21 protein-coding genes are annotated in these 22373 nt (G+C 70.2%); 9 read left to right on the top strand and 12 right to left on the bottom strand.

Going from position 1 to position 22373, the window contains the following annotated elements; genetic code table 11:
- Positions 1-104 precede the first annotated feature (104 nt).
- Positions 105-827 (top strand): glycoside hydrolase family 75 protein, encoded by a 723-nt coding sequence (locus ACH5A8_RS14720; protein ID WP_399001746.1) that lies wholly within the window; start codon positions 105-107, stop codon positions 825-827.
- A 387-nt stretch (positions 828-1214) separates the two neighbouring features.
- Here ACH5A8_RS14720 and ACH5A8_RS14715 read toward each other — a convergent pair whose 3' ends face one another.
- Genes ACH5A8_RS14715 through dhaK form a run of 3 tightly spaced genes read right to left on the bottom strand, consistent with a single transcriptional unit; the run spans position 1215 to position 3274 of the window.
- Positions 1215-1625, bottom strand: a complete 411-nt coding sequence (locus ACH5A8_RS14715; protein ID WP_399001744.1) for a PTS-dependent dihydroxyacetone kinase phosphotransferase subunit DhaM — start codon at positions 1623-1625, stop codon at positions 1215-1217.
- Between the two features lies 1 nt (position 1626).
- Positions 1627-2235, bottom strand: a complete 609-nt coding sequence (gene dhaL, locus ACH5A8_RS14710; protein ID WP_399001742.1) for a dihydroxyacetone kinase subunit DhaL — start codon at positions 2233-2235, stop codon at positions 1627-1629.
- Between the two features lie 46 nt (positions 2236-2281).
- Entirely contained in the window at positions 2282-3274 is a 993-nt protein-coding gene (gene dhaK, locus ACH5A8_RS14705) for a dihydroxyacetone kinase subunit DhaK (protein ID WP_399001740.1), read from the bottom strand.
- An 878-nt stretch (positions 3275-4152) separates the two neighbouring features.
- Between dhaK and ACH5A8_RS14700 the strand changes: the two genes are divergently transcribed.
- Positions 4153-5859 carry a M4 family metallopeptidase gene (locus ACH5A8_RS14700; protein WP_399001738.1) on the top strand — a complete coding sequence of 569 codons (1707 nt, stop codon included), beginning with the start codon at positions 4153-4155 and terminating at the stop codon, positions 5857-5859.
- Between the two features lie 78 nt (positions 5860-5937).
- Here ACH5A8_RS14700 and ACH5A8_RS14695 read toward each other — a convergent pair whose 3' ends face one another.
- Complete coding sequence (locus ACH5A8_RS14695; protein WP_399001735.1) at positions 5938-7344, bottom strand: Dyp-type peroxidase; 1407 nt, start codon at positions 7342-7344, stop codon at positions 5938-5940.
- A 560-nt stretch (positions 7345-7904) separates the two neighbouring features.
- Between ACH5A8_RS14695 and ACH5A8_RS14690 the strand changes: the two genes are divergently transcribed.
- Positions 7905-8987, top strand: coding sequence for a ferritin-like protein (locus tag ACH5A8_RS14690; RefSeq protein ID WP_399001733.1), 1083 nt, complete (start codon positions 7905-7907; stop codon positions 8985-8987).
- 444 nt (positions 8988-9431) lie between these two features.
- On the opposite strand, the gene ACH5A8_RS14685 is transcribed toward ACH5A8_RS14690, so the two are convergent.
- The 4 genes from ACH5A8_RS14685 to ACH5A8_RS14670 form a co-directional block, all read right to left on the bottom strand.
- Positions 9432-10364, bottom strand: coding sequence for a ferritin-like protein (locus tag ACH5A8_RS14685; RefSeq protein WP_399001731.1), 933 nt, complete (start codon positions 10362-10364; stop codon positions 9432-9434).
- A gap of 31 nt (positions 10365-10395) precedes the next feature.
- On the bottom strand, positions 10396-10944 hold the full coding sequence (locus tag ACH5A8_RS14680; protein ID WP_399001729.1) for a gluconate 2-dehydrogenase subunit 3 family protein: 549 nt from the start codon (positions 10942-10944) through the stop codon (positions 10396-10398).
- 68 nt (positions 10945-11012) lie between these two features.
- A complete protein-coding gene (locus ACH5A8_RS14675; protein ID WP_399001727.1) occupies positions 11013-12716 on the bottom strand; it encodes a GMC oxidoreductase in 1704 nt (567 codons plus the stop codon).
- Between the two features lie 313 nt (positions 12717-13029).
- Positions 13030-13518 (bottom strand): DUF1360 domain-containing protein, encoded by a 489-nt coding sequence (locus ACH5A8_RS14670; RefSeq protein WP_399001725.1) that lies wholly within the window; start codon positions 13516-13518, stop codon positions 13030-13032.
- Positions 13519-13726: 208 nt separating this feature from the next.
- Between ACH5A8_RS14670 and ctaD the strand changes: the two genes are divergently transcribed.
- Both ctaD and ACH5A8_RS14660 read left to right on the top strand, forming a co-directional pair.
- A complete protein-coding gene (gene ctaD, locus ACH5A8_RS14665; protein ID WP_399001723.1) occupies positions 13727-15409 on the top strand; it encodes a cytochrome c oxidase subunit I in 1683 nt (560 codons plus the stop codon).
- 175 nt (positions 15410-15584) lie between these two features.
- A complete protein-coding gene (locus ACH5A8_RS14660) occupies positions 15585-16082 on the top strand; it encodes a cytochrome c oxidase subunit 4 (RefSeq protein ID WP_399001721.1) in 498 nt (165 codons plus the stop codon).
- Here ACH5A8_RS14660 and ACH5A8_RS14655 read toward each other — a convergent pair.
- The 4 genes from ACH5A8_RS14655 to ACH5A8_RS14640 are packed head-to-tail and all read right to left on the bottom strand — an operon-like array spanning position 16031 to position 18949.
- On the bottom strand, positions 16031-17656 hold the full coding sequence (locus tag ACH5A8_RS14655) for a cytochrome bc complex cytochrome b subunit (RefSeq protein ID WP_399001719.1): 1626 nt from the start codon (positions 17654-17656) through the stop codon (positions 16031-16033). The genes ACH5A8_RS14660 and ACH5A8_RS14655 overlap by 52 nt on opposite strands.
- 51 nt (positions 17657-17707) lie before the next feature.
- Entirely contained in the window at positions 17708-18061 is a 354-nt protein-coding gene (locus tag ACH5A8_RS14650; protein ID WP_399001717.1) for a hypothetical protein, read from the bottom strand.
- Positions 18062-18118: 57 nt separating this feature from the next.
- Positions 18119-18484, bottom strand: a complete 366-nt coding sequence (locus ACH5A8_RS14645; RefSeq protein ID WP_399001715.1) for a DUF6479 family protein — start codon at positions 18482-18484, stop codon at positions 18119-18121.
- A 60-nt stretch (positions 18485-18544) separates the two neighbouring features.
- The gene (locus ACH5A8_RS14640) at positions 18545-18949 is read right to left on the bottom strand and encodes a ChaB family protein (RefSeq protein ID WP_399001713.1); all 405 of its coding nucleotides are present in this window, start codon (positions 18947-18949) and stop codon (positions 18545-18547) included.
- A gap of 125 nt (positions 18950-19074) precedes the next feature.
- Between ACH5A8_RS14640 and ACH5A8_RS14635 the strand changes: the two genes are divergently transcribed.
- The 4 genes from ACH5A8_RS14635 to ACH5A8_RS14620 all read left to right on the top strand — a co-directional run bounded on the left by ACH5A8_RS14635 (position 19075) and on the right by ACH5A8_RS14620 (position 22326).
- Complete coding sequence (locus ACH5A8_RS14635) at positions 19075-19467, top strand: ferredoxin (protein WP_399001711.1); 393 nt, start codon at positions 19075-19077, stop codon at positions 19465-19467.
- Between the two features lie 37 nt (positions 19468-19504).
- A complete protein-coding gene (locus ACH5A8_RS14630) occupies positions 19505-20380 on the top strand; it encodes an oxygenase MpaB family protein (RefSeq protein ID WP_399001709.1) in 876 nt (291 codons plus the stop codon).
- A 53-nt stretch (positions 20381-20433) separates the two neighbouring features.
- Complete coding sequence (locus ACH5A8_RS14625) at positions 20434-22035, top strand: phytoene desaturase family protein (protein ID WP_399001707.1); 1602 nt, start codon at positions 20434-20436, stop codon at positions 22033-22035.
- 99 nt (positions 22036-22134) lie between these two features.
- A complete protein-coding gene (locus ACH5A8_RS14620; RefSeq protein ID WP_399001705.1) occupies positions 22135-22326 on the top strand; it encodes a DUF2795 domain-containing protein in 192 nt (63 codons plus the stop codon).
- Positions 22327-22373: the final 47 nt, after the last annotated feature.

The raw sequence follows: 22373 nt of genomic DNA, 5'->3' as shown, positions 1-22373 counted from the left end.
TGCGAGCCATGCGCCGCCCGGTCCCCTAACGTGGGCCGCACGATCATATTCATCCGATATATGAGGTATGTCCATCAATGTCCCCGAGGAGAGGGTTCCGCATCGTGCGTGTCCAGTCGCTGACGCTCGTCGCGGCGAGCGCCGCTCTGCTCGCTCCGACGAATCTGCCCGCCGCTCCCGCGCCGTACCGGCCCCCCGAGGAGCCGACGGCGCGCAGCGAGGGGGACGTCCGCGCCGCCGACCTGCTGGCCCTGGTGCGCGGGTGCGCGCAGGTCTCGCGCGGCCGGTTCCGCCCGGACGCCGGCGCGCCCGCCACGATCCCGGTCTGCGGACTGCCGGGCGCCGTCTTCTGGAAGGCCGACATGGACATCGACTGCGACGGACGGCCCACCCGCCGCTGCAACCACCGCACCGACCCGCACTTCTCGTCGGCCGCCGCCTACGCGCAGTCCGACGGCCGCCGGCTGAACGCCGAGCGGCTGCCCTACATCGTGCTGCCCGCACCGAGCCGCGTCTGGGACCACCGCGACCACGGGGTGGGCGGCGGATCGGTCGCGGCCGTCGTCTACCGGGGCCGGGTGCAGTACGCCGTCGTGGGCGACACCGGCCCGCGCAACCTCATCGGCGAGGCCTCCTACGCCGCCGCCCGGCGCCTCGGCATCCCCGCCGACCCGAGTGCCGGGGGCGCGGGGTCGGGCGTGACCTACATCGTCTTCAAGCACTCCCGGGTCCGCCCCATCGAGAACCACCGGGCCGCCGTGGCGGAGGGGGAGCGGCTGGCGCGACGCCTCGTGGACCGCGCCGGCGCCGCGGTGCCGACCGGCTGACCCGCGAGCCACCACCCGTCCCGGGCGAGCCGCCCCCGGTCCCTCGCCGCGAAGCCGCCACCCGTCCGCGTCCTGGGGCGGGACCGCCCGCCGGGCTCGGCACGGCGACCACCGCCGAGGCGCCCGTCACCGCGCGCACCCCCGCACGCGCCTTTCCCCTGGCCCGGCCTTCGGCCGCCCCGGTGAGCCCGGCACGACGACCGCCACCCGGGCGTCCACCGTCGCACGCGCCTGGCCGGGCACACGGCTTCCGCCCGGCTCGGACCCGACGACGGCCGTGCGCGGGCCGTGCGGGACAGCAGGAGGCGACGGCCCCGCGTGACAGCCGCGCGCGACCGCGCCGTGCGCACCCGGCGGCGGCCGGACGGCCACCGCCCCGGGGCCGGTTCAGGCCTTGCGGTAGCTGTACGCGTCCGCTGCCGCCGCCGCCACCGCGTCGAGGTCGGCTCCGGTGGCCGCCGTGACGACCGCGGCGACCGCGCCCTCGACGAACGGGGCGTCCACCAGACGGGTGTCCTCCGGCAGTTCGTCGCCCTCGGCGAGCAGCGCCTTCACGGTGAGCACGGCGCTGCCGAGGTCGGTCAGGACCGCGACCCCCGCGCCCTGGTCCACGGACGCCGCCGCGGCGGACACCAGCTCGGCGCTGGTGCCGAGCCCGCCGCCCGCCCGGCCGCCCGCCGGGGCCACCGGCACCGTCACCCCGCCGCCCGCGAGACCCCTCGCCAGTTGGACCACCGACTCGGCCACCGCCGCGCTGTGCGACACCAGCACGATTCCCACCAGCTTGCCGTCACCCATGTCAGCCCTCCGTCCCTTCGGCCGTCTCGGCGAGCGCCGCGATCAGCAGCGCGGACGACGTGGCCCCAGGATCCTGGTGCCCGACGCTGCGCGCACCCAGATAGCTCGCCCTGCCCTTGCGGGCCTGCAGCGGAGTCGTCGCCGTCGCTCCCTCCTCGGCGGCCGCGCGGGCCGCCGGGAAACCGTCGCCCAGCGCCTCCACGGCCGGGACCAGCGCGTCGACCATGGTCTTGTCGCCCGGCGCGGCGCCGCCCAGCTGCATCACCCCGTCCACCCCGGCCCGCAGCGCCTCGGCGAGCTGCGCCTCGCTCACCTCGGCGGAGTCGCCGAGCGCCTTGCCGGTGCGGCGCAGCAGCGTCCCGTACAGCGGGCCGGACGCCCCGCCGACCGTCGAGATCAGCTGCCGCCCGGCCAGGGTGAGGACCGCGCCGGGCGTGTCCGGCGCCTCCTTCTCCAGTACGGTCCGTACGGCCGCGAACCCGCGCTGCAGATTGCTGCCGTGGTCGGCGTCCCCGATCGGCGAGTCGAGAGCGGTGAGCCGTTCCGCCTCGCGGTCGACGGACACGGCGGCCGCCGTCATCCAACGGCGGAAGAAGTCGGCGTCGAGCACTGGGTCTCCCTTGCGTGATAGGTACGGTGCGGACACTGCCGCAGGATCACATGCCCCAGCGCAGACCGGGCGTGTTGACCGGCGCGTCCCACAGCCGCAGCAGCTCCTCGTCGATCTGGCACAGCGTGACCGAGGCGCCCGCCATGTCGAGCGAGGTGACGTAGTCGCCGACGAGGGTGCGGGCGACGGCCACCCCGCGCTCGGCGAGGACCCGGTGCACCTCGGCGTTGAAGCCGTACAGTTCGAGCAACGGGGTCGCGCCCATGCCGTTGACCAGCAGCAGCACGGGGTTGCGCGGGCTCATGTCCTCCAGGATCGCGTCGACCGCGAAGTCGGCGATCTCGCCCGACGTCATCATCGGCCGCCGCTCCCGGCCGGGCTCGCCGTGGATGCCGATGCCCAGCTCCAGCTCGCCGGCCGGCAGGTCGAAGGTGGGGCTGCCCTTGGCGGGGGTGGTGCAGGCGCTCAGCGCGACGCCGAAACTGCGGGAGTTCTCGTTGACCTGCCGGGCGATGGCCTCCACGCGCTCCAGCGGCTGCCCCTCCTCGGCCGCCGCGCCCGCGATCTTCTCCACGAACAGGGTGGCGCCGGTGCCGCGTCGCCCGGCCGTGTACAGGCTGTCCGTGACCGCGACGTCATCGTTGACCAGCACCTTCGCGATCTGGATGCCCTCGTCCTCGGCGAGCTCGGCGGCCATGTCGAAGTTGAGCACGTCACCCGTGTAGTTCTTGACGACGAACAGCACGCCCGCCCCGCTGTCCACCGCCGCCGCGGCCCGCACCATCTGGTCGGGCACCGGCGAGGTGAAGACCTCGCCAGGACAGGCCGCCGACAGCATTCCCGGGCCCACGAACCCCCCGTGCAGCGGTTCGTGCCCGGAGCCGCCGCCGGAGACCAGGGCGACCCTCCCGGCAACCGGGGCGTCCCGCCGTACGACCACCCGGTTCTCCACGTCGACCGTCAGTTCGGGATGGGCGGCGGCCATGCCGCGCAGGGCGTCCGCGACGACGGTCTCGGCGACGTTGATCAGCATCCTCATAGGTGCCTCCTAGGGAGCTTAACACTTGGGCCCAGGACCTGCGCTTCTGCAGGTCACCGGCATGAAGGGCGGTTGACGATCGTGGCGCTTCGTGGCGGTCGGAGGCGGGTTGCGGCGGGTCCGATGCTGAGTAGAAGCCGACTTTCGTGACGAGGCGTCAGGTCCTGGTGGGTACCCCCATCGGTGCGTCGCCCGCTCCGTCCAATGGCAGTATCGACCTTGCATCAGCGAAGGTCACCTGCGATCGCCGCCTTTCACGCTGTGTGATGATCCCAGGGCCGCTTGTGGAGGCGGTCGAGCTTCTGATCGGCGGGTCGGCGCATCTTCCGGGTGTTCCCGCTCGAGTTGGTCCAGAGGGTCCGCACCTTGCGAGACCGGTCTGCCCCGGTGGAGGTCCGTGTACTGCCACGATGGCGGTCATCTGATCGAGGTTTCTTGATCGGGGCCGTGCAAGGGCCCGTGGCCGAAGACGGAATGCTCCCTGAACAAGGGCAAGCCATCGCGCAAGTCTTCCTGGTGAACGGGCAGTTCGTGCTCTGCATGCGTCGTCGGATCTCCTCGATCACTCTCCCGGATGCGGCGCGGTTGCGCCGTAGCTAGTTTGGACATGTGGGAGCTTCACTCACCACGCTGGTGGAGCGGTGACCCCGGCGGGCGCTTCGGTCCCGGTGAAACGGCTGCCCCAGCCTGCCTTCTTCCCTCGCACGAGAGCGCGCCGCTGTCCCCGTCGCCCACCGCCTGTTCGTGGGTGGGAGCGCGACGGAGAGGACGGTTGCAACCTCAGCCGGCTTCCGGGTATCGCCCCATCCACTACATACGCCGCACCTCGTCGAGAACGAGCGCACAACCCCGAACCCTGCTCGTGAAGGAAGAGCGTCATGCCCAGCCAGCAAGCCGCAGACAACGGTCTGAGCAGCCTCTCGTTGCACACATTCGACGAGTCGTCGTCCCGCGCCATCGCGCAACTGCAGGAGGAGCAGGCTGCACGTCCCAGCCTCAGGCCGGAGGGGCTCGAAAGTGAGCGTGACCTCGATCCCGAGACGGCGGCGCGTCGCTACCTCGACCAGGCCCTGGAAAGCGCGAGGGTGCCGTCCCTCACTGCCCCCGTGGCGAACGGAGTCACCAGCCGGTTCAAGACGATCGGCACAGAGACGATCCCGCTCACCGACACCCGCACGGTGAAGTTCCGTCAGACACTGAACGACATCCCGGTCTACGGCTCGCTGGTGACCGTGGAACTCGACAAGGCCAACGATCTGATCGGCATCGACTCAGCTCTCGGGGAGCCCGAGGAGATCGACCCGGTCGCCACCGTCTCGGCGGCTGACGCCCTGACGGCGGCCGCCACCGCGCCGCATGGTTATGTACCTGTCCTGGCCGGTGTGGTTCCTCACCTGCACCACTACTTCGACGCCACCGCGTCTCGCTGGCGGCTCGTGTACATCCTCCAGGACGTGCCGGTGACCCTGGACCACACGGTTGAACCTCCCCTCGGCCAGGAAGGCGCATTCGAGCCACCCCGGTTCGTCGACTACGTGGTGGACGCCCACGACGGGCAAGTCGTATCCGTCCTGCCGCGCACACCCAGCATGACCACTGGTGAAGAGCAGACGGCGGCCGACAGCTTCGACGTCAAGCGCACCTTCGTCGCCTCACGGCAAGGTGAAAGCCTGGTGATGGACGACCCCGTCCACAACGTGCAAACCTTCGACTTCGACTTCGGTGACCCCTCCGTCCACAGTGATCGGCTGCCAGGTGCCCTCATCACCAATCCGCCGACCTGGACGCCAAGCGCCGTCAGCGCCCACGCCAACGCCGTCACGGTATCCGAGTTTCTGCGCAATGTGCTGCGACGGGACAACATCGACGGACGAGGTGGTCCGATGCGGTCGACCATCAACTGCGTCGTCGCCGACAGCAGTCCCGGCCCCAAGCAATGGAAGAATGCCTTCTGGGACGGCCGGCAGATGGTCTACGGCCAAGTGTTGCGTGGAGACGAACTACGCTCTCTGTGTGCCAATCCTGATGTGGTGGGGCACGAAATGTTCCACGGTGTCACGGACCACACCGCACGCCTGGAGTACGCATTCCAGTCGGGAGCCCTCAATGAGTCCTACTCCGACATCTTCGGCACGATCATCGCCAACTCGGGGAATGAGGATCCCCGCACCTGGGACTGGCTGCTGGGTGAGAACCTCCTGCCCGGGGACAAGCCGTTCCGTGACATGTCGGATCCGCCTCGATTCGGGCAGCCGGCACACATGGATCAGTTCCGCGTGCTGCCCAATACCCAGGCTGGTGATTGGGGCGGGGTGCACGTCAACAGCGGGATCCACAACAAGGCGGCCTTCCACTTGTTCACCGCACAGGCCGACGACGGCTCACTCGAACTGAGCCCGGCTGAGGTGGCGGCCACGTTCTACCTGGCCCTCACGCAGCGGCTGTCGCGAACCTCGCAGTTCACAGACAGCCGACGCGCGGCCGTGGCCAGCGCGCGGACTCTGTTCCGAGCGCTGCCCGCGAACCAGTTGGCCCTCAAGGTCGCCGCAGTCGAAGCAGCCTTCGCCGCGGTCGGGATCCTTTGAGCCTCGCGGCACGTTCTACCGGTGAGCCGAGGAAGACGTCGGGCGAGGCGAGGCCGTAGGTCGGTCGGTGCGTGCCGGTCACAGACCGCGCAGGAAGGAGAGCGAGGGCATGAAGAAGTACTCGCCGCCCTTCATGGTCACGGCCTGCACCATTGCGGGGACCTCCTGGCCCTCCGCCTCGCCCCACACCCGCGGCCAGGTTGCCGGCGGGCGCTCGCCCTGCCCGATGACCTGGTCGAGACCGGGGGCCGACTCACCTTCACCGGGCTCTGGGAAGCCGGGGTTGTCGGCCCAGGTCTGCTGCGTGAACTCGAACTGCTTGCTCAGGTCGGAGTTGAATGCCATGAAGAGCAGGCCGACGCCGGTCTCGGGAAGGTCGCCCTCGGACCGCTCGCCATAGGTCTGCCCGCGCCGCGCCATCAGGTGGCGGCGTTCGGCTTCCGGCGGCTGCCCGAAGCCGCCGGAGCCGCGCGGGTTGGTCTTGCGGATGTGTGCCTGGTACGGACACTTGTCGGCGGCGCCGTCGCTCGCGTAGTCGAAGTTGTTCATCACCGGGCTGTGTGCTCCGGGCGTGGCCTGCAGCGTGAGCGGAGTGCCGTCCTTGAAGCGGCCGACGAGCATGGCGCCGGCTCGCTCGCGGTCGTTGTTCTCGAGTTTCAGCGCATCGGCGAGGGCTTCCTCCGCCTGCCTGAACGCCTGGACGTTCTGCTCCAGCTTGCGCAGCACGAAGTAGCTGCCGAAGTCCGTCGAGGGGTCGGGTGCGGCCGGATCCGCGACCAGTACGCGTTCCAGTGGCTGGGTCGGGTCCCATACGGAGACTCCGTCGGTCCGGCGCAGCTCTTCCTCCAGGTCCTCGGTGAGGAACAGCGGCTGGCTGCGGCCGTCGACATAGCCGAAGTGCTCGATCCCATCACCGTTCGCATTGTGCATGCCGTGGCCCGTCTCCCTGCCGAGCACACGGATCGAGCCCGTCAGCAGACCCTCGATCTCCTGGCGCCTGCTGTCCACCGGGCCGGCTTCGGCGCCGCCGACCAGAACGACGGCGTGGATCGTCTCCTGGAAGCCGGCTTCCCACTGCGCGACCTCCGGGTCTCCCAGCTTCTCCCGGGTCCTGTCGTCCCGCATCCCCCTCTTGAACGCATCGTCGGAGGGAGCCCGGTCCGCCAGTTGCAGCCGGTCGTAGCCTGCGAAAGTCAGCCCCACACCGACGTAGGGCACGTCCGACACGTCCTTCGGCCCGTTCTCCTTGAAGGCCTTCACTTCCTGAAAGTGCGTCTTGGCCGACTTCACCAGCGGGGCCAGCCCGGTCAGGAACGCCCGCGCCTCCGCAATGGCTTCCGCGCTCTGACCGAACTGCAGCAGCAGAATGTGAAGGTGTTCGCGTACGTGGCTCTTCAGAATGTTGGCCTGCAGATTCTGCAGCATCGTGTCGGCGTCACCGGTGGCGTTCTTCCACGACAGGGGATTGTTGAGATCGACGGGCATGCGGGCCCCTTTCATCGAGCCTGGGACGTGACGTCTTCCGGGCCGGCCTACAGGGTGGCCGGTGCCCGAACAGAAGCCCGCACCGTGCATGGGGCCGTCTGACCTGGATCAGTCGGAGGCGGCAGAAGGCTGTCGTGGGCGGTGCAGGACCTGATGCCCAGCCTGGTGGATCATTCGGTGATACGCGACTCGGCCATCACGTCCTCAGTTGCTCCCGACTGCCGACTTGCGTTCACCTGAGCACGAGGTCGCCCGACAGCTTCCCGAGTGAAGGCGGGCTCCAGGAGCACCGTTCCTCTTCTACGGTCACCTCCGCGGAGGTGCTGTCGTGCCGGTTCGCACTCCGACGAGCCGCGGCCGACCAGGTGAATGTGACAGCAGTCGACACGGGAATCCTCCCCGGGCCACAGGAGTTCCTTTCCGAGCGCCGCTTCGACGTATCACAACTCACGCCGACCGTACGGATGAACTCTGCCGGCGCGGTCTCGCACCTCCGGTGACGTACACCTGTCGTATTTCACAATGCATCAGAATCCCCCGTGAGTGAGAAGGAGACCACCGTGTCCACGGTTCTCAACTATCGAAGCAATATGATCGTCGAACTGATGCGGATGCCCGCCGAGGAACATGACGAGCTGTGGTTGAAAAACGCACTGCAGCAGGCGGTCCTGCTGGAGCTGGCGACGCTTCCCCCTTACTTGTGCGGTCTCTGGTCGATCGAAGATCCGGACCGTGACGGCGACGTCTCCGAAACGATCAAGGAGATCATCTTCGACGAGATGTCCCACATGGGTCTGGTCTGCAACATGCTCACCACCATCGGCGGCGCCCCCCGGATGGCCGACGCGGCACTGGTGCCGAAATATCCCGGCCCACTGCCCGGCGGCGTACGGCCTGAACTGTCCGTTTCCCTCACCGGCCTGACCAGGGAGGCGGTCGACATGTACTCCCAGATCGAGAGGCCCGACGACCCTGTCGTCGAGGAGGCGGAAGTCCACACGTCCATCGGGGCCTTCTACACGCAGATCCTTGAAGCGTTCCGGAACCAGCCGCAGCTCATCAAGGGAACCAAGCAGGTCACCAGGGACATGTCGTTCCACGGCAAGGGGAACGACGTCTTCGCACTCACATCGCTGGATGACGTAGACGCTGCCATCACCATCATCAAGGAACAGGGGGAGGGAACTGCCGCGTCGCCGGACAACCCCTTCCCGGGACAACCGGGGGAGCTGGCCCACTTCTACTCCTTCCGGGAGATCTTCCACGGCCGAAAACTGGTCCCGGTGTCAAGCGACCCGCAGCGGTTCGAGTTCCAAGGCGACGAGATCCCCATGCCACGGGCCTCCCGCATGGGAACAGTCCCCAGCGGTGGCTGGGAGCAGGGAGGGGTCCCGGTCTCCAGTGAGGTGCGTGGTCTCCTTGACACCTTCGATCAGCACTACAGTGCGATGCTTCGGTCCCTCGAAAACGCCTGGCAGGCTGATCCGTCAAGTACTCCGACACCGGCGCAACTGCTGAATCAAGCCGTCAAGGAGATGCGCAAACTGGAGGATCCGGCGCGGCGGCTGATGCAGATCCCTCTGTCGGACGGCAGCGAGATGACCTTCGGTCCGGAATTCCGGTACGTCGAGGCCGGAGGGTGACAGAGAAGATCGGAACGGCACACCATACGCACCCCTTCACGGCATCGTGACTGTCGCCGCGGTTCTTCACGAGCGGGGTGAGTTCTTCGATCGCGCGGGGTGCGAGGTCGGCCAGGGACTTCTTCACGTGGGGCCAGACGCCTTCGACGGGGTTGAGGTCGGGCGCGTAGGGCGGGAGCGAGCTTGGCGATGGTCAGCCAGTCGCTGTCGTGCTCACAGCACTCCCGCAAGGGCTCGCCGTGATGGGTGCCCGCGTTGTCCCAGACCACGATCGGCGGGACATCGCCGAGCCGCCGGCCGGCGGAGGTCAACAGGTCCGCGGACTCGCGGGCCCCAAAGCCCTTCTGACCGGTCGACATACCCGCCGTGCCCGGGGCGGACTTCACAGCCCGCCTCCGGGTCGCTGTGTGTCCGGCCGGTCCCGCCGGCACGCGCGTAGCCCGCTCAGGCCGCTCCGTCGTCCCACCGGAACTCCGGACGGATCCCTCGCTTGATCAGGTCCCGCCCGAGGGTCTGAAGCTGGAACATGGCCGCCACGTTCGGCGGGGCGCCAGAGGTCCAGCACGTCTCCAGGTCGACCAGCAGCTTCGACAGGGTGCGGTTGAACTCGGTCGAGGGGTTCGGCCGGGCCTGTGACGAAGCGAAGTCGTACACGTCCGGCAGGGTGACGGGAGCTCCGCTGAAACTCCACTGGCCGCCGGTTTCGACCAGCCGCTTCTGGACGTAGAGCTCCTTGAACAGGTAGTAGTGCGCGTGTCCGCTGCCCCCCTCCTCCGGCGGCTGATCGGGGGAGCCCTGCGTCCCCTCCCCTTCGCTCTTGATCCGGTCGATGGTGTCGACCGCGTCGGCGATCGTTCTGATCGGCTTCGCGAAGGGCACCTCCACCGCGTGGGCCTTCAGGTCGATCGCCGGCTCGAGCTTCTGGAACGTCTGGGTGATCGTGTCGTAGAAGGCTCCGATCGTGGCAGGCGGCCGCTCGGGCAGGAGGGCGATCGGGGGGAACTCCGGGTGCTCGATCTGCATGAACACCGCGAGCTGGTCCTTGACCAGCGGCTTCAGATCGACCGGAAGCTGCTGCGGGATGCCGCCGGGCAGCTCGTTCGCCGGATAGGTCGGCAGGAAGTCCGGGTGCGCGATCGACGGCCGGCCGCCGATCGCGGCCAGCAGGTTTCCGGCCAGTGCGAAGTGGTTCATCTCCTGGCTGACGATTCTGTGCAGCACACCCTCAGTGCGGTCCGGGTCGTCCTTGACCGACCACTGCGCACACAGATACGGCGGGATGGTGGCGAATTCCAGCCGCATCGCGAGCTGCAAGGCGCCTTTGAGGTCGTCCAGTGGCAGAACTTCCGCCTCGACGTACTCCCTGATGGTCTTCATGCGTGGTGTGCCTGCGGTCACCGAATTCACGCTACAGCCCCAGCTTTCTGAGTTCGTCGTCAATGATGCGCCGCGCCTCCGGAGGGACGCCCGGAAATGCGAGCAGCGGCACGTTCCCGGGATAGCCGATCGCCTTGAAGCCGATGTCGGAGGTGAAGTAGCCGGCGAGCAGCAGGGACCGGAACCTCGTGAAGAAGCTCCGGTCCGTCGCGGTGGTCGACGCGATCTGGTCGACGATCGTGCGCTGCCGGGAGCCGTCCAGTTCGACGAACCCCGTCTTGAACTGGCGCTGAGCCTCCGCGTCGACCATGGCGAGGCCGACCGTGATGACGGTCCTGTGGCCCTGCTGCGTCGTGTAGGGAGCACTTACCCAGTCGTCGAAGAAGTCGGTGATCCCCATCGCACTCGGCGCCGGGTACTCGGCGGTACCCGGCAGAACGATGTCGGCGAGCGTCCCGACCAGTGCGCGCTCACGCTCCGAGAGGGTGCGCGACCACGGCGTGTGCGGCGTCACGAGGTTGGGATCGGTTCCGTAGCCCTGCGGTGCGGTGCCGGCCTCGGCGGCACTGTGCTGGTCCATCTCTTCCTTTCGCTTCCGTCGTACCGTCGGCCGGTCGCGCTCGCTCGGCTGTCAGGTGCCTGGCGTGGTCAGATGCCACCGCTCCTCAGCAGTTCGAGGATGCGGGCCGAACTCCGCGCGGCCAGGGCCAGGATGGTGAGCGTGGGGTTCTTGTCCGGGCTCGACGTGAATGAGGCGCCGTCGACGACGAACAGGTTCCTCACGTCCCAGCACTGGTTGTAGGCGTCGAGCACGGAGTTCTGCGGCGAGGTCCCCATCCGCGCGCCGCCGACCTCGTGGACCGCCCCGCCGCCCTGCGGCATCGCGACGGGACTGGTGTCCGGCGCGCCGCCGAGCAGGCTGAAGACCTGGTTGAAGGTGTCGCGCATGTGCGAGACCTGCTGGACTTCCGAATCTCCCCATTTCCAGTGGAACCGCAGGGCCGGAACGCCCCACTTGTCCTTGACCGTCGGATCGAGTTCGCAGAAGGAATCCTCGTTCGGGATCATCTCGCCCTCGCCGATGAGAGTGACGGCGGTGCCGTACCTCCGCCGTACCTCCGCCCGCAAGTCGTCGCCGTAGAGCGCGCTGCTGTTGTCGATCAGGCTTCCGATGCCGGTGGTCGGCATCCTGCGCCCCCCACGCGGCTCGATGTGGTACCCGCGCGGGAACCCGAGCTGCCCGGCGGCCTGCTCGGGCAGCAGCCACCACGGCACGTAGATGTGCGGGGTGAAGATGCCGTCGTCGTTCAGCACGGGGAGTTTTTCGAGCATCGGAATGCGCGACGAGCGCGAGAACTCAACCGAGTCCATCAGGTACTTGCCGACCAGCCCGTGGCCGTTTCCGATCCCGTTGGGGAACGCGGCGCTTCGCGAATTGAGCAGGATGCGCACTGACGAGCAGGTTCCCGCCGCCAGCACCACCACCCGCCCCGTGACCGAGAACTCGGAGCCGGTCACCCGGTCGTTGTAGGTGACCCCGGCGGCCCGCCCGGTCGCGTCGACGTCGACCCGGGACACCATGGCGTTGCACACGACGGTGAGATTGCCGGTGGCGTGGGCCGGAGGAATGAGGACGGTCGTGCTCTGGAAGTTGGAGCGGCTGGAGCAGCCGCGGGTGCACTGGGTCGAGTACAGGCACGCCGCGCGGCCGTTCAACGGGCGGGTGAGTACGGCCGCCCGGATCGCCGCCGTCTTCATGCCCAGGTGCTCGAACGCCCGACTGAGGACCATCTCGAAGGCGCGCGGGGGCGGCGGCGGGAGCTGGACGCCGGGCGGCGAGTCGGGGGCGTTCTCGATCCCGTGGGGGAGGCCGGTGACACCGATGAGGCGTTCGGCCTTGTCGTACCACGGCGCCAGGTCGGCGTACTCGATCGGCCAGTCGAAACCCAGTCCGTCACGGGTCTTCGGCTTGAAGTCGTACGGTCCGAAGCGCAGTGCCACCCGACCCCAGTGGTTGGTGCGACCGCCCAGCATCCGCGGCCGCCACCAGCTGAACTGATTCGACCCGTCCGGATTCGGGGGGTTTGCCTGGCTGTAGGGCTCACCGGCGATCTGCGAGCCGCCACCGACGGTGGCGTCGTAGAAACCCTGCGGCTTGTCCGACGTCGAGGCCGCCCGCAGAGGCGCGTCCTGCGGCGTGTTGAACATCGGCGTCTCGGTCCCCGGATCGTAGTCCCGGCCCGCCTCCAGCATCAGGACGCGAGCACCCGCCACACAGAGCTCGTGCGCCGCCATTCCACCGGCGGCCCCGGAGCCGACGATGATGACGTCGAACGCCTGAATATCGGACAAGAGGTCACCTTTCACCGGATATCAGTGCACATCGCATAGATGTGACTAACGGTGATGATATCGTGACAAGTCTTGCCGAGGCTGCGACAGCCCGCGACCGGTGGATCCAGGAGTGATCGAAGGGTTCGAGCCACTGGGCACGGGCTCGCGCCGCCGCAGGAGGCAGGTGAAGAGCGCCGAAGAACACCAGGAGCACGCGCCGCCCGCACGGGGCGGACAGGGGGCGTCCCGTTTCGACGGCCGCGAGGGGGCGCCGACGAGCACGGCGGCCCGGGGCCGCCCCGGCTCCGGCCCGCCCCCGGCCCTCGTGCGTTCAGCCCTCCACGCGCTGCTCCGTGAAGCTCCAGGCGTACTGCAGCCAGTCCGCGAGCGTCACCGCGCCGAGTCCCGCGCACACCAGCCGCGCGGCCCGGGGCACGCACGCGTAGCCGCAGACCAGGGCGCCGGCCACCCACATCGAACTGCAGAACGGGCAGGACACCAGGTCGCCGACGGCCCGCCGCACCCCCTCGCCACGCGGTTCGTCCATCACCTCACCCGCCGGGATCTCCTCCGTGCGGCGGGTGAAGGGGGCCCGCAGGAAGCTCGTGACCTTGTCCTTGGTCAGCAGCCGCGACCCCTTGAAGACGGCCGCGCCCAGCAGTGCCACGTCCCAGGGCGGGACCCGTTCCGGCAGCCGCACGCCCGACCGCCGGGCCGTCACGGCGAACAGCGCCGCGCCCGTGGTGAAGGTCGCGGCGAGCGCCGCGTACCCGCCCAGGGGTGCCTGGCCCCCGTCGTAGGACCGCTCTCCGGCCGCCATGAAAGCCTCCCTCGCCAGTGCCGGGCCGTAGGCTCCGGCCCGGTCGTCACGCGGCCCCGAGTGCCCCGCTCGGCTCCCGGCCACACCCGCACGGCCGCCCCCGACGGTCCGCCCCCGACGGTCCGCCCCGGGCGGGACCGCCCGGCGCGGCGGCGCCCCGCCCGCGCCGGACGGCTTGGAGGCGATCTCGCCGGGTACCCACCCGTGCATGGCGGTGGACAGGAGAATCGCGCAACGGCCGCACAGGGCGTCGGTGCGGCGGACGGATCCGGGATTCGGCAAGGCCCTGCTGCGCTGGGCCACCACGACCGATCACAAGGTGATCGGCAACCTCTACATGGCGACGGCGTTCTCCTTCTTCCTCTTCGGCGGGGTGCTCGCCCTGCTGATGCGGGCCGAACTCGCCCGTCCCGGCCTGCAGTTGTTCAGCAACGAGCAGTACAACCAGCTCTTCACCATCCACGGCACGGTGATGATGCTGCTGTTCGCGACGCCGATGTTCGCCGGGTTCACCAACGCGGTGATGCCGTTGCAGATCGGTGCCCCGGACGTGGCGTTCCCCCGGCTCAACGCCCTGTCGTACTGGCTGTACCTGTCCGGCGGACTGATGGTGGTGTCCGGGTTCCTGACGCCCGGGGGAGCGGCGGGGTTCGGCTGGTTCGCCTACGCGCCGCTCAACAGCGCGATCCGCAGCCCCGGCACGGGCGGCGACCTGTGGGTGATGGGACTGGTGGTCACCGGGGTCTCCACCACGCTGGGCGCGGTCAACTTCATCACGACCATCCTGTGCCTGCGCGCCCCCGGCATGACCATGTTCCGCATGCCGATCTTCACCTGGAACGCGCTGTTCACCTCCATCCTCGTGCTGCCCGCGTTCCCGGTCCTCACCGCCGCCCTGCTCGCGCTGGAGGCGGACCGCAGGTTCGGCGCGCGGATCTTCGAGGCCGGCGACGGCGGGGCGCTGCTGTGGCAGCACCTGTTCTGGTTCTTCGGGCACCCCGAGGTTTACATCGTCGCGCTGCCGTTCTTCGGCATCGTCACGGAGATCATCCCGGTCTTCAGCCGCAAACCCGTCTTCGGCTACGTCGGCATGGTGGGAGCGACCATCGCGATCACCATGCTGTCGGCGGTGGTGTGGGCCCATCACATGTTCGCCACGGGGGCGGTGCTGCTCCCGTTCTTCTCCCTGATGTCGTTCCTCATCGCGGTGCCGACCGGGGTGAAGTTCTTCAACTGGATCGGCACCATGCACAAGGGGTCGCTGTCGTTCGAGACGCCGATGCTGTGGTCGCTCGGTTTCATGGTGACCTTCCTGCTCGGCGGGATGAGCGGGGTGCTGATCGCCTCCCCGCCGCTCGACTTCCACCTCACCGACAGCTACTTCATCGTCGCCCACCTGCACTACGTGCTCTTCGGGACCGTGGTGTTCGCGATGTTCGCCGGGTTCTACTTCTGGTGGCCCAAGTTCACCGGCCGCTTCCTCGACGAACGCCTCGGGAAGATCCACTTCTGGACGCTGTTCGTCGGCTTCCAGACCACCTTCCTCGTCCAGCACTGGCTCGGCGAGATGGGCATGCCGCGCCGCTACGCCGACTACCTGGCCGCCGACGGGTTCACCGCGCTCAACATGGTCTCCTCGATCGGCGCGTTCCTGCTGGGGCTGTCCACGCTGCCGTTCCTCTACAACGTCTGGAAGTCGGCGCGGACCGGGCGCAGGGCGGAGACCGACGACCCCTGGGGTTACGGCCGTTCCCTGGAGTGGGCGACCTCCTGCCCGCCGCCGCGCCACAACTTCACCGCGCTGCCCCGCATCCGCTCCGAGTCCCCGGCGTTCGACCTGCACCACCCCGACGTGGCCGGACAGCGCGCCGGACAGCGGACCAGTCGGTGACCCGGGCGGCGGGACCGTCTGACGGACGAGCAGCCGACCCGAGAGCCGCCTCGGCCGTCACGGACGAGCCCTGACGGTCGGTCACCGACGCGCCCGCCACTGACCGGCGAGCCACTGACGAAAGGGAGACACACGCCATGCACACCGACGAGGTGACGGACGAGGAGTACGCGCCGTGAGGACCGAGGCCCGGCTCTTCGCCGGGGTGGCCGCCTTCTTCGCCGTCGCCGGCGCCGGCTACGGCTGGTGGTCCGCCGAGCCGGCCGGCACCGCGGCCCTCGTCGTGACCGGCCTGATGGCCGTGCTGGTCTCCTTCTACCTGCGGGTGCAGCACCGCAGGCGCGGTCCGCGCGCCCAGGACCGGCCCGACGCGGAGGTGATCGACACGGCGGGCCCCCTGGACTTCTTCTCCCCGCACAGCCCCTGGCCGGTCGTCGTCGCCCTCGGCGCCGTCCTCCTGGCCCTCGGCGTGGTCTTCGGCCTGTGGCTCGCGCTCATCGGCTTCGGCGTGCTCGGATGCGGGATCCTCGGCCTCGTGTTCCAGCACGCGGGCCGGGACGACCCGGGCAGCGCGCCGACCGGCCCGGACGTCGCCGTCCACATCGCCGGACAGCGCGACGGTCAGCGCGCCGACTCGTGCCCGGAGTCCAGCTCCGGCGGCTCCGCGTCCTGAACCCGCGGATCCCCGGCGTCCTCGACGTGGTACCAGGAGTTCAGCGTCGCCCGCAGGCGCTGCAGCTGCGGTACGTCGCCGCCGCTCCCCTCGGGTGACGCGAGCGGCCTCGGCACCCGCCGGGTCTCCACCACGTAGCGCGTCTCCTCGTCGACGGGCGCGTGGCCCTCGGCGTAGCCGCCGGCCACCGTCTGCCGTACGACGCCCGTCTCCTCGCCCTCGGTCAGGCGTTCCAGCTCCGCCTCCCGCAGGGCCAGGCAGATCCGCTTGGCGACCATGAACGCCAGCGGCGGCCCCACGATCAGGCAGACCCGGAAGATCCAGGTCAGGGCGTTGAGGGACACCTTGAAGGTGTGCGCGATCACGTCGTTGCCGCCCGCGGCGAGCAGGACGGCGTAGAAGAGGATCGCGGCGACGCCGAGCCCGGTGCGCACCGGATTGTCACGGGGCCGGTCGGCGAGGTGGTGCTCCTCCCGGTCGCCGGTGATCCACGCCTCGAAGAACGGATACGCGTACAGCACCGCGAACAGGGCGAGCGGCAGCACCACGGCGGGCAGCAGGACGTTCCACATGACGGTGTGTCCGAGGACGTCGGTCTCCCACGGCGGCACCAGCCGGAGCGAGCCCTCCAGGAAGCCGACGTACCAGTCGGGCTGCGAGCCCGACGACACCACGTCGGGACGGTAGGGGCCGTAGGTCCAGATCGGATTGATCTGCGCCAGCCCCGCCAGCAGTGCGAGCGTTCCGAACACCATGGCGAACAGGCCGAGCGAACTCGCCATGAACTGCGGGAACAGCGGCTTGCCCACGACGTTGTCGTCGGTGCGGCCCCGGCCGGCCCACTGGGTGTGCTTGAGGTAGAAGACGAGGACCAGGTGAGCGGTGACGAGGGCGAGCAGCAGACCCGGGATCAGCAGGATGTGCAGCGAGTACAGCCGTGGGATCAGCTCGTGCCCCGGGAACTGCCCGCCGAAGACGAAGAAGCTGATGTACGTCCCGAACACCGGCACCGACAGCATGACCCCCTGCATGATCCGCAGGCCCGTCCCGGACAGCAGGTCGTCGGGGAGCGAGTAACCGGCGAAGCCCTCGGCGATCGCCAGCGCGAACAAGGTCACGCCGATCACCCAGTTGACCTCGCGCGGCCTGCGGAACGCGCCGGTGAAGAAGACGCGCAGCATGTGCACGCCGATCGCCGCGACGAACACCAGCGCCGCCCAGTGGTGCAGCTGCCGGATCATCAGCCCGCCGCGGACGTCGAAACTGATGTGCAGCGCCGAGCGGTACGCCTCCGACATCCGGATGCCGTCCAGCGGCGTGTACGAGCCGTCGTAGACGACCTCGTTCATCGACGGGTGGAAGAACAGGGTCAGCCACACACCCGTCAGCATCAGCACCACGAAGCTGTACAGGGCGATCTCGCCCAGCAGGAACGACCAGTGTTCGGGGAAGGCCTTCCGCAGAAGGCCGCCCCCTTCGGACAGCGGCAGCCGCCCGTCGAGGTAGCCCGTGGTCCGTTTCACCGTATGTCGGGCCCGGGCTGACGCCCGGGCCCTCGTCCTCCGCAACAGCACGGCGCACGGGTGCCCGTGGGCCGGTGCCGGAAACCAGGCGTGACGCCCGCTCTACGTGCGGTCGCCCTTCGGCTTGCCCCGCTGGTCCGGTGTGCCGTGCGGAGGCGGGCTGGAGGGCTGCGGCGAGGTCGCGGGGGTCACCGGGGAGCCCGCCCGGCTCCCGCCCTGTTCGGGCCGCAGCGCCGCCGGGTCGCCCTGGCTGGGCTCGGCGCCGGAGCGCAACTGCTCCAGACGGGCGGTCAGCACCTCCGTGGCCGGCAGCCGGTCGGCGTGGGTGCGCTCATAGGCGAGCAGCTCCTCCACCTCCCCGGCGCTCAGCGAGCGCACCCGGCTTTCCAGGGAGCCGAGCGGCAGGTGGTCGTAGTCGGGCAGGGGCAGGCTGCTGCGGCCGGGGTCGTCGGCCATGGATCTCACTTCCCTCCGTGCGACGGCCTCATGGGGAGGCCGGCCGGACCGGCGCGGTCAGTGACCGCCGGGCCCTCCGCTGCCGAACGAGCCGCTGCCGCCCTCGTTCCAGCGGGGACGCGCCTGGGTGGGGCTGGTCCGGGATCCGAGGTTGCCGTGCGCCTTGAGCCGGTGCGGCGTCAGGCGGTCGCCGCTCCTGGGCACCTCGTCGGGCTCGCGATTCTCCAGTACGTCGCCCACGGGTCCCGAGTCGGGCAGGCGCGGCTGTTCCTCCGGGCGCGGCGGGGCGGGCTCACGACGGCGGATGCGGGCTCCGAGGAGGAAGGCGCCGACCAGCAGCGCCACCACCAGCAGACCCACACCCGCGAACGGCCACACGTCAGTGCCCTGGGCCGCGGCGATGTCCAGCGATGCGGTACTCATGGAACGCGGGTACCCCTGGTCACCGCCGCGAACCGGCCCACTCGGCGCGCGGCCGCCGCCTCACTCCTCCCGCGCCTGCCGCGTGCTGGAACGGTTCGCCTTGCGGATGGCGTCCAGCAGCTCCCCCTTCGACATCCGGGAGCGCCCCTCGACGTCCAGCCGCTTGGCCACGTCGTAGAGATGTTCCTTGGACGCGCTCTCGTCGACGCCCTCGCCGCTGCGCCCGCCCTGCCCGCGGGGCCGGGCCGACTGCGGGTCGGAGGGGCCCTTGCGGCCGCCCTCCTTGCGCTCCCAGTGATCGCCGACCTTCTCGTACATGTGCTTCAACGCGCCGTACGCCACCCGGTGCGCCCGTTCGCCCTCGCCGTACGTGTCGACGGCCGAGTCGTGGGCCTTGATCCAGGTGCGCTGGGCTTCCTCGGAAGAGCGCTCCAGCGTCGACGGCAGCTCCTGTCGTCCGGGCACGGATCCACCTCTCGTCGTACGTGTCCCCCAGGGCCGGACGGGTGCCCTCGGCGGGCGGCGGAAAACGGTCGCAGCCCTTGGGGGGACAGGGTTTGGCGGGTGTGGCACCGGCTACCCGCCCGAACGTGACTTCGACATCTACGACACCATCGACGACTTCGCAACAGGAACTCATACGGTTCCTGGAGGACCGGTTCGCCTGCGCCCAGGCGTGCACGGAGTGCGCGCGGGCGTGTGCGCTGCGCGCGAGCCTGGTTGATCCCGGCGGCAACGAGGACCAGGAGCTCGTGCGCCGCAAGGGCATCATGTGCGCGGAGGTCTGCGACACGACCTGCCGCGTCCTGTCCGAGCAGAACAGCCAGGACGAGGCCGGGATCCGCACCCAGCTGGAGTGGTGCCGGACCGTGTGCCTGGAGAGCGCGCACGTCTTCGACCGGCACCCGGGCGCCGAACAGACCGCCGACGCCTGCCGCACCTGCGCCAAGGCCTGCGGCGAGTTCCTCGCGACCCTGAACTGAACCGCCCCCGCGGCGCTGGCCTGCCAGGATGGAGCGGATGGAGACCATACCCGCGGACCCCGGGCTCTTCGGCCCCGACTCGGTGACCTGGCAAGCGCACAGCGACCCCATGATGTGGATCGCCGGCATCCGGGCGCTGTACCTCCAGGCCCTGCACCCGCGCGCGGTCCGCGGGGTGATGGAGAACTCCGACTTCCGGCGCGACGCCTGGGGCCGGCTCAGACGCACCGCCGACTTCGTCGGGACGACCACGTACGGCACCACCGAGGCCGCCGAACGCGCCGGCGCACGGGTGCGCGGGATCCACCGCCTGCTGTCGGCCGGCGACCCGTCCACGGGGGAGCGGTACGCGATCGACGCGCCCGAGCTGCTGCTGTGGGTGCACTGCGCGGAGATCGACTCCTATCTGCACGTGCTGCGCCGCTCCGGATTCCCGCTCACCGACACCGAGGCGGACCGCTACGTCGCCGAACACCGCGTGAGCGCCCGGCTGGTCGGCCTCGACCCCGCCGCCGTGCCCGCGAGCCGCGCCGAGCTGGCCGCCTACTTCGAGGCGGTGCGCCCCGGGCTCGCCGCCGGAGCCGACGCGCGCGCGGTGGACGACTTCCTGCTCCGGCCGCCGGCACACCCCCTGCTCGTCCCGGCGCGCGAGGTGCTGTGGCGGCGCGTGGCGCACCTGGCGTACGCCTCCCTGCCGCCGTACGCCCACGAGCTGTACGGCAGAGCCGCGCCCGCGCCCGCCGTGGTCACCCGCCGGCTGCGGACGACCGGCACCCTGCTGCGCGGCATCCCCGCGGGAGTGCGCTGGCAGCTCCCGCCCCGACACGTCCTGCGGGCGGTGGCCAGACTCGGGCCCCAGGCGCGTCCGGCGCCGTACGGAAAGCGTCCGGCACCGAACAGAACCGGCCGTTAGCCCGCCCGGCACGCACCCTGGCCGACGCGGATCAGCGCGTGCTACCAAGAGCCATGAGCGCACACGTGGCACCGGGCGGCACACCCGTCCCGGACGGCACCTACGACGCGGTGATCGTCGGCGGCGGGCACAACGGGCTGGTCGCCGCCGCCTACCTGGCCCGGGCCGGCTGCTCGGTGCTGGTGCTGGAGCGGCTGGAGCACACCGGCGGCGCGGCCGTCTCCACCCGCCCGTTCACCGGCGTGGACGCCCGGCTGTCCCGCTACTCCTACCTGGTCAGCCTGCTGCCCCACAAGATCGTCCAGGATCTCGGCCTCGACGTCCGGCTGCGCACCCGCGCCATCTCCTCGTACACGCCCGTCGAGCGGTCAGGCCGGCCCACCGGCCTGCTCGTCGGCGGCGGTGAGGAACGCACCCGCCACTCCTTCGCCCGGCTGACCGGCTCCGACCGGGAGTACGAGTCCTGGCGGCGCTTCTACGGCATGACCGGCCGTGTCGCCCGGCGTGTGTTCCCCACCCTCACCGAGCCGCTGCCCACCCGCGGGGAACTGCGCCGCCGCGTCGACGACGAGGAGGCCTGGCGGATCCTGTTCGAGGAGCCGATCGGCGTCGCCGTCGAGGAACGCTTCGCCGACGATCTGGTGCGCGGGGTCGTCCTCACCGACGCCCTCATCGGCACCTTCGCCGACGCCCACGACCCGTCCCTCGCGCAGAACCGGTGCTTCCTGTACCACGTGATCGGCGGCGGGACCGGCGCCTGGGACGTGCCGGTCGGCGGCATGGGCGCCCTGACCGACGCCCTCGGCGACGCGGCACGCGCGGCGGGCGCCCGCATCGTCACCGGCCACGAGGTGCTGCGGGTGGCGACCGACGGCCGCCACGCCGAGGTCGTCCACCGGGGCCGCGACGGCCGCGAGGGCACCGTCGGCGCCCGGCACGTCCTGGTCAACGCCTCCCCGCAGGCCCTCGCCGCACTGACCGGCCAGGAGCCGCCCGAGCCGGCCGAGGGCGCCCAGCTGAAGGTGAACATGCTGCTCAAGCGGCTGCCCCGGCTCCGCGACACCTCCGTCGACCCGCGTGAGGCGTTCGCCGGCACCTTCCACATCGCCGAGGGCTACCGGCAGCTCGCCGCCGCCCACGCCGAGGCCGCCGCAGGCCGGCCGCCCGCCGCGCCGCCTTGCGAGATCTACTGCCACTCCCTGACCGATCCCACGATCCTCGGCCCCGGCCTGGCCGAGCGGGGCTGCCAGACGCTCACCCTCTTCGGCCTGCACACCCCCGCCCGGCTCTTCACCGACCACAACGACGCCGTCCGGGAGGAACTGCTGAAGTCCACGCTCGCCCAGCTCGACGCCCACCTCGCCGAACCGCTCGCCGACTGCCTGGCGACCGACGCCGAGGGACGGCCCTGCATCGAGGCGAAGACCCCGCTGGACCTGGAACGGGACCTCGGCCTGCCCGGCGGCCACATCTTCCACCGCGCGCTGAGCTGGCCCTACGCCCAGGACGGTACGGGCCGCTGGGGAGTGGAGACCCGGCACGCGAACGTGCTGCTGTGCGGCGCGGGCGCGGTGCGCGGTGGCGGCGTGAGCGGGGTGCCCGGGCACAACGCGGCCATGGCGGTGCTGGAGGGACCGCGGCGACCGGGCGGCTGAATGCCTCCGCCCGCACTGGGCACTCCGACAGGCGAAGGACGACCCAGTACGACCCGGCCGCCCGCGCGGCGGCCGCACCACCCCCCCCGGGAGGCTCCCATGGCCGACCTCAGCCCCATCGACCTCCAGAAGGCCCTCAGCGGCATGGACTACCCCACGGACAAGCAGCACCTGGTGGACCGCGCCCGCGAGAACAAGGCCAACGACAAGATCGTCAGTCGGCTCGACGGCCTGAAGCAGGACCACTTCGACGGACCGAACGAGGTGCAGAAAGCCGTCTTCAACGAGTGACGCCCCCGCTCTCCTCGGCAGGCCCGCCGCCCTCACCGGACGGCGGG

Origin of the sequence: Streptomyces sp. NPDC018610 (assembly GCF_044391765.1) — a bacterium.
Lineage (GTDB): Bacteria > Actinomycetota > Actinomycetes > Streptomycetales > Streptomycetaceae > Streptomyces.
This window is presented reverse-complemented; position numbering and strand designations above follow the sequence as displayed.

Excerpts from the sequence above, each read along its gene's own strand:
- ACH5A8_RS14695 (WP_399001735.1), bottom strand. The coding sequence starts at position 7,344 with ATGCCCGTCGATCTCAACAATCCCCTGTCGTGGAAGAACGCCACCGGT.
- ACH5A8_RS14650 (WP_399001717.1), bottom strand. The coding sequence starts at position 18,061 with ATGGCCGACGACCCCGGCCGCAGCAGCCTGCCCCTGCCCGACTACGAC.
- ACH5A8_RS14680 (WP_399001729.1), bottom strand. The coding sequence starts at position 10,944 with ATGGACCAGCACAGTGCCGCCGAGGCCGGCACCGCACCGCAGGGCTAC.
- ACH5A8_RS14700 (WP_399001738.1), top strand. The coding sequence starts at position 4,153 with ATGCCCAGCCAGCAAGCCGCAGACAACGGTCTGAGCAGCCTCTCGTTG.
- ACH5A8_RS14645 (WP_399001715.1), bottom strand. The coding sequence starts at position 18,484 with ATGAGTACCGCATCGCTGGACATCGCCGCGGCCCAGGGCACTGACGTG.
- ctaD (WP_399001723.1), top strand. The coding sequence starts at position 13,727 with ATGGCGGTGGACAGGAGAATCGCGCAACGGCCGCACAGGGCGTCGGTG.
- ACH5A8_RS14685 (WP_399001731.1), bottom strand. The coding sequence starts at position 10,364 with ATGAAGACCATCAGGGAGTACGTCGAGGCGGAAGTTCTGCCACTGGAC.
- ACH5A8_RS14630 (WP_399001709.1), top strand. The coding sequence starts at position 19,505 with ATGGAGACCATACCCGCGGACCCCGGGCTCTTCGGCCCCGACTCGGTG.
- ACH5A8_RS14670 (WP_399001725.1), bottom strand. The coding sequence starts at position 13,518 with ATGGCGGCCGGAGAGCGGTCCTACGACGGGGGCCAGGCACCCCTGGGC.
- dhaK (WP_399001740.1), bottom strand. The coding sequence starts at position 3,274 with ATGAGGATGCTGATCAACGTCGCCGAGACCGTCGTCGCGGACGCCCTG.
- ACH5A8_RS14620 (WP_399001705.1), top strand. The coding sequence starts at position 22,135 with ATGGCCGACCTCAGCCCCATCGACCTCCAGAAGGCCCTCAGCGGCATG.
- ACH5A8_RS14715 (WP_399001744.1), bottom strand. The coding sequence starts at position 1,625 with ATGGGTGACGGCAAGCTGGTGGGAATCGTGCTGGTGTCGCACAGCGCG.
- ACH5A8_RS14625 (WP_399001707.1), top strand. The coding sequence starts at position 20,434 with ATGAGCGCACACGTGGCACCGGGCGGCACACCCGTCCCGGACGGCACC.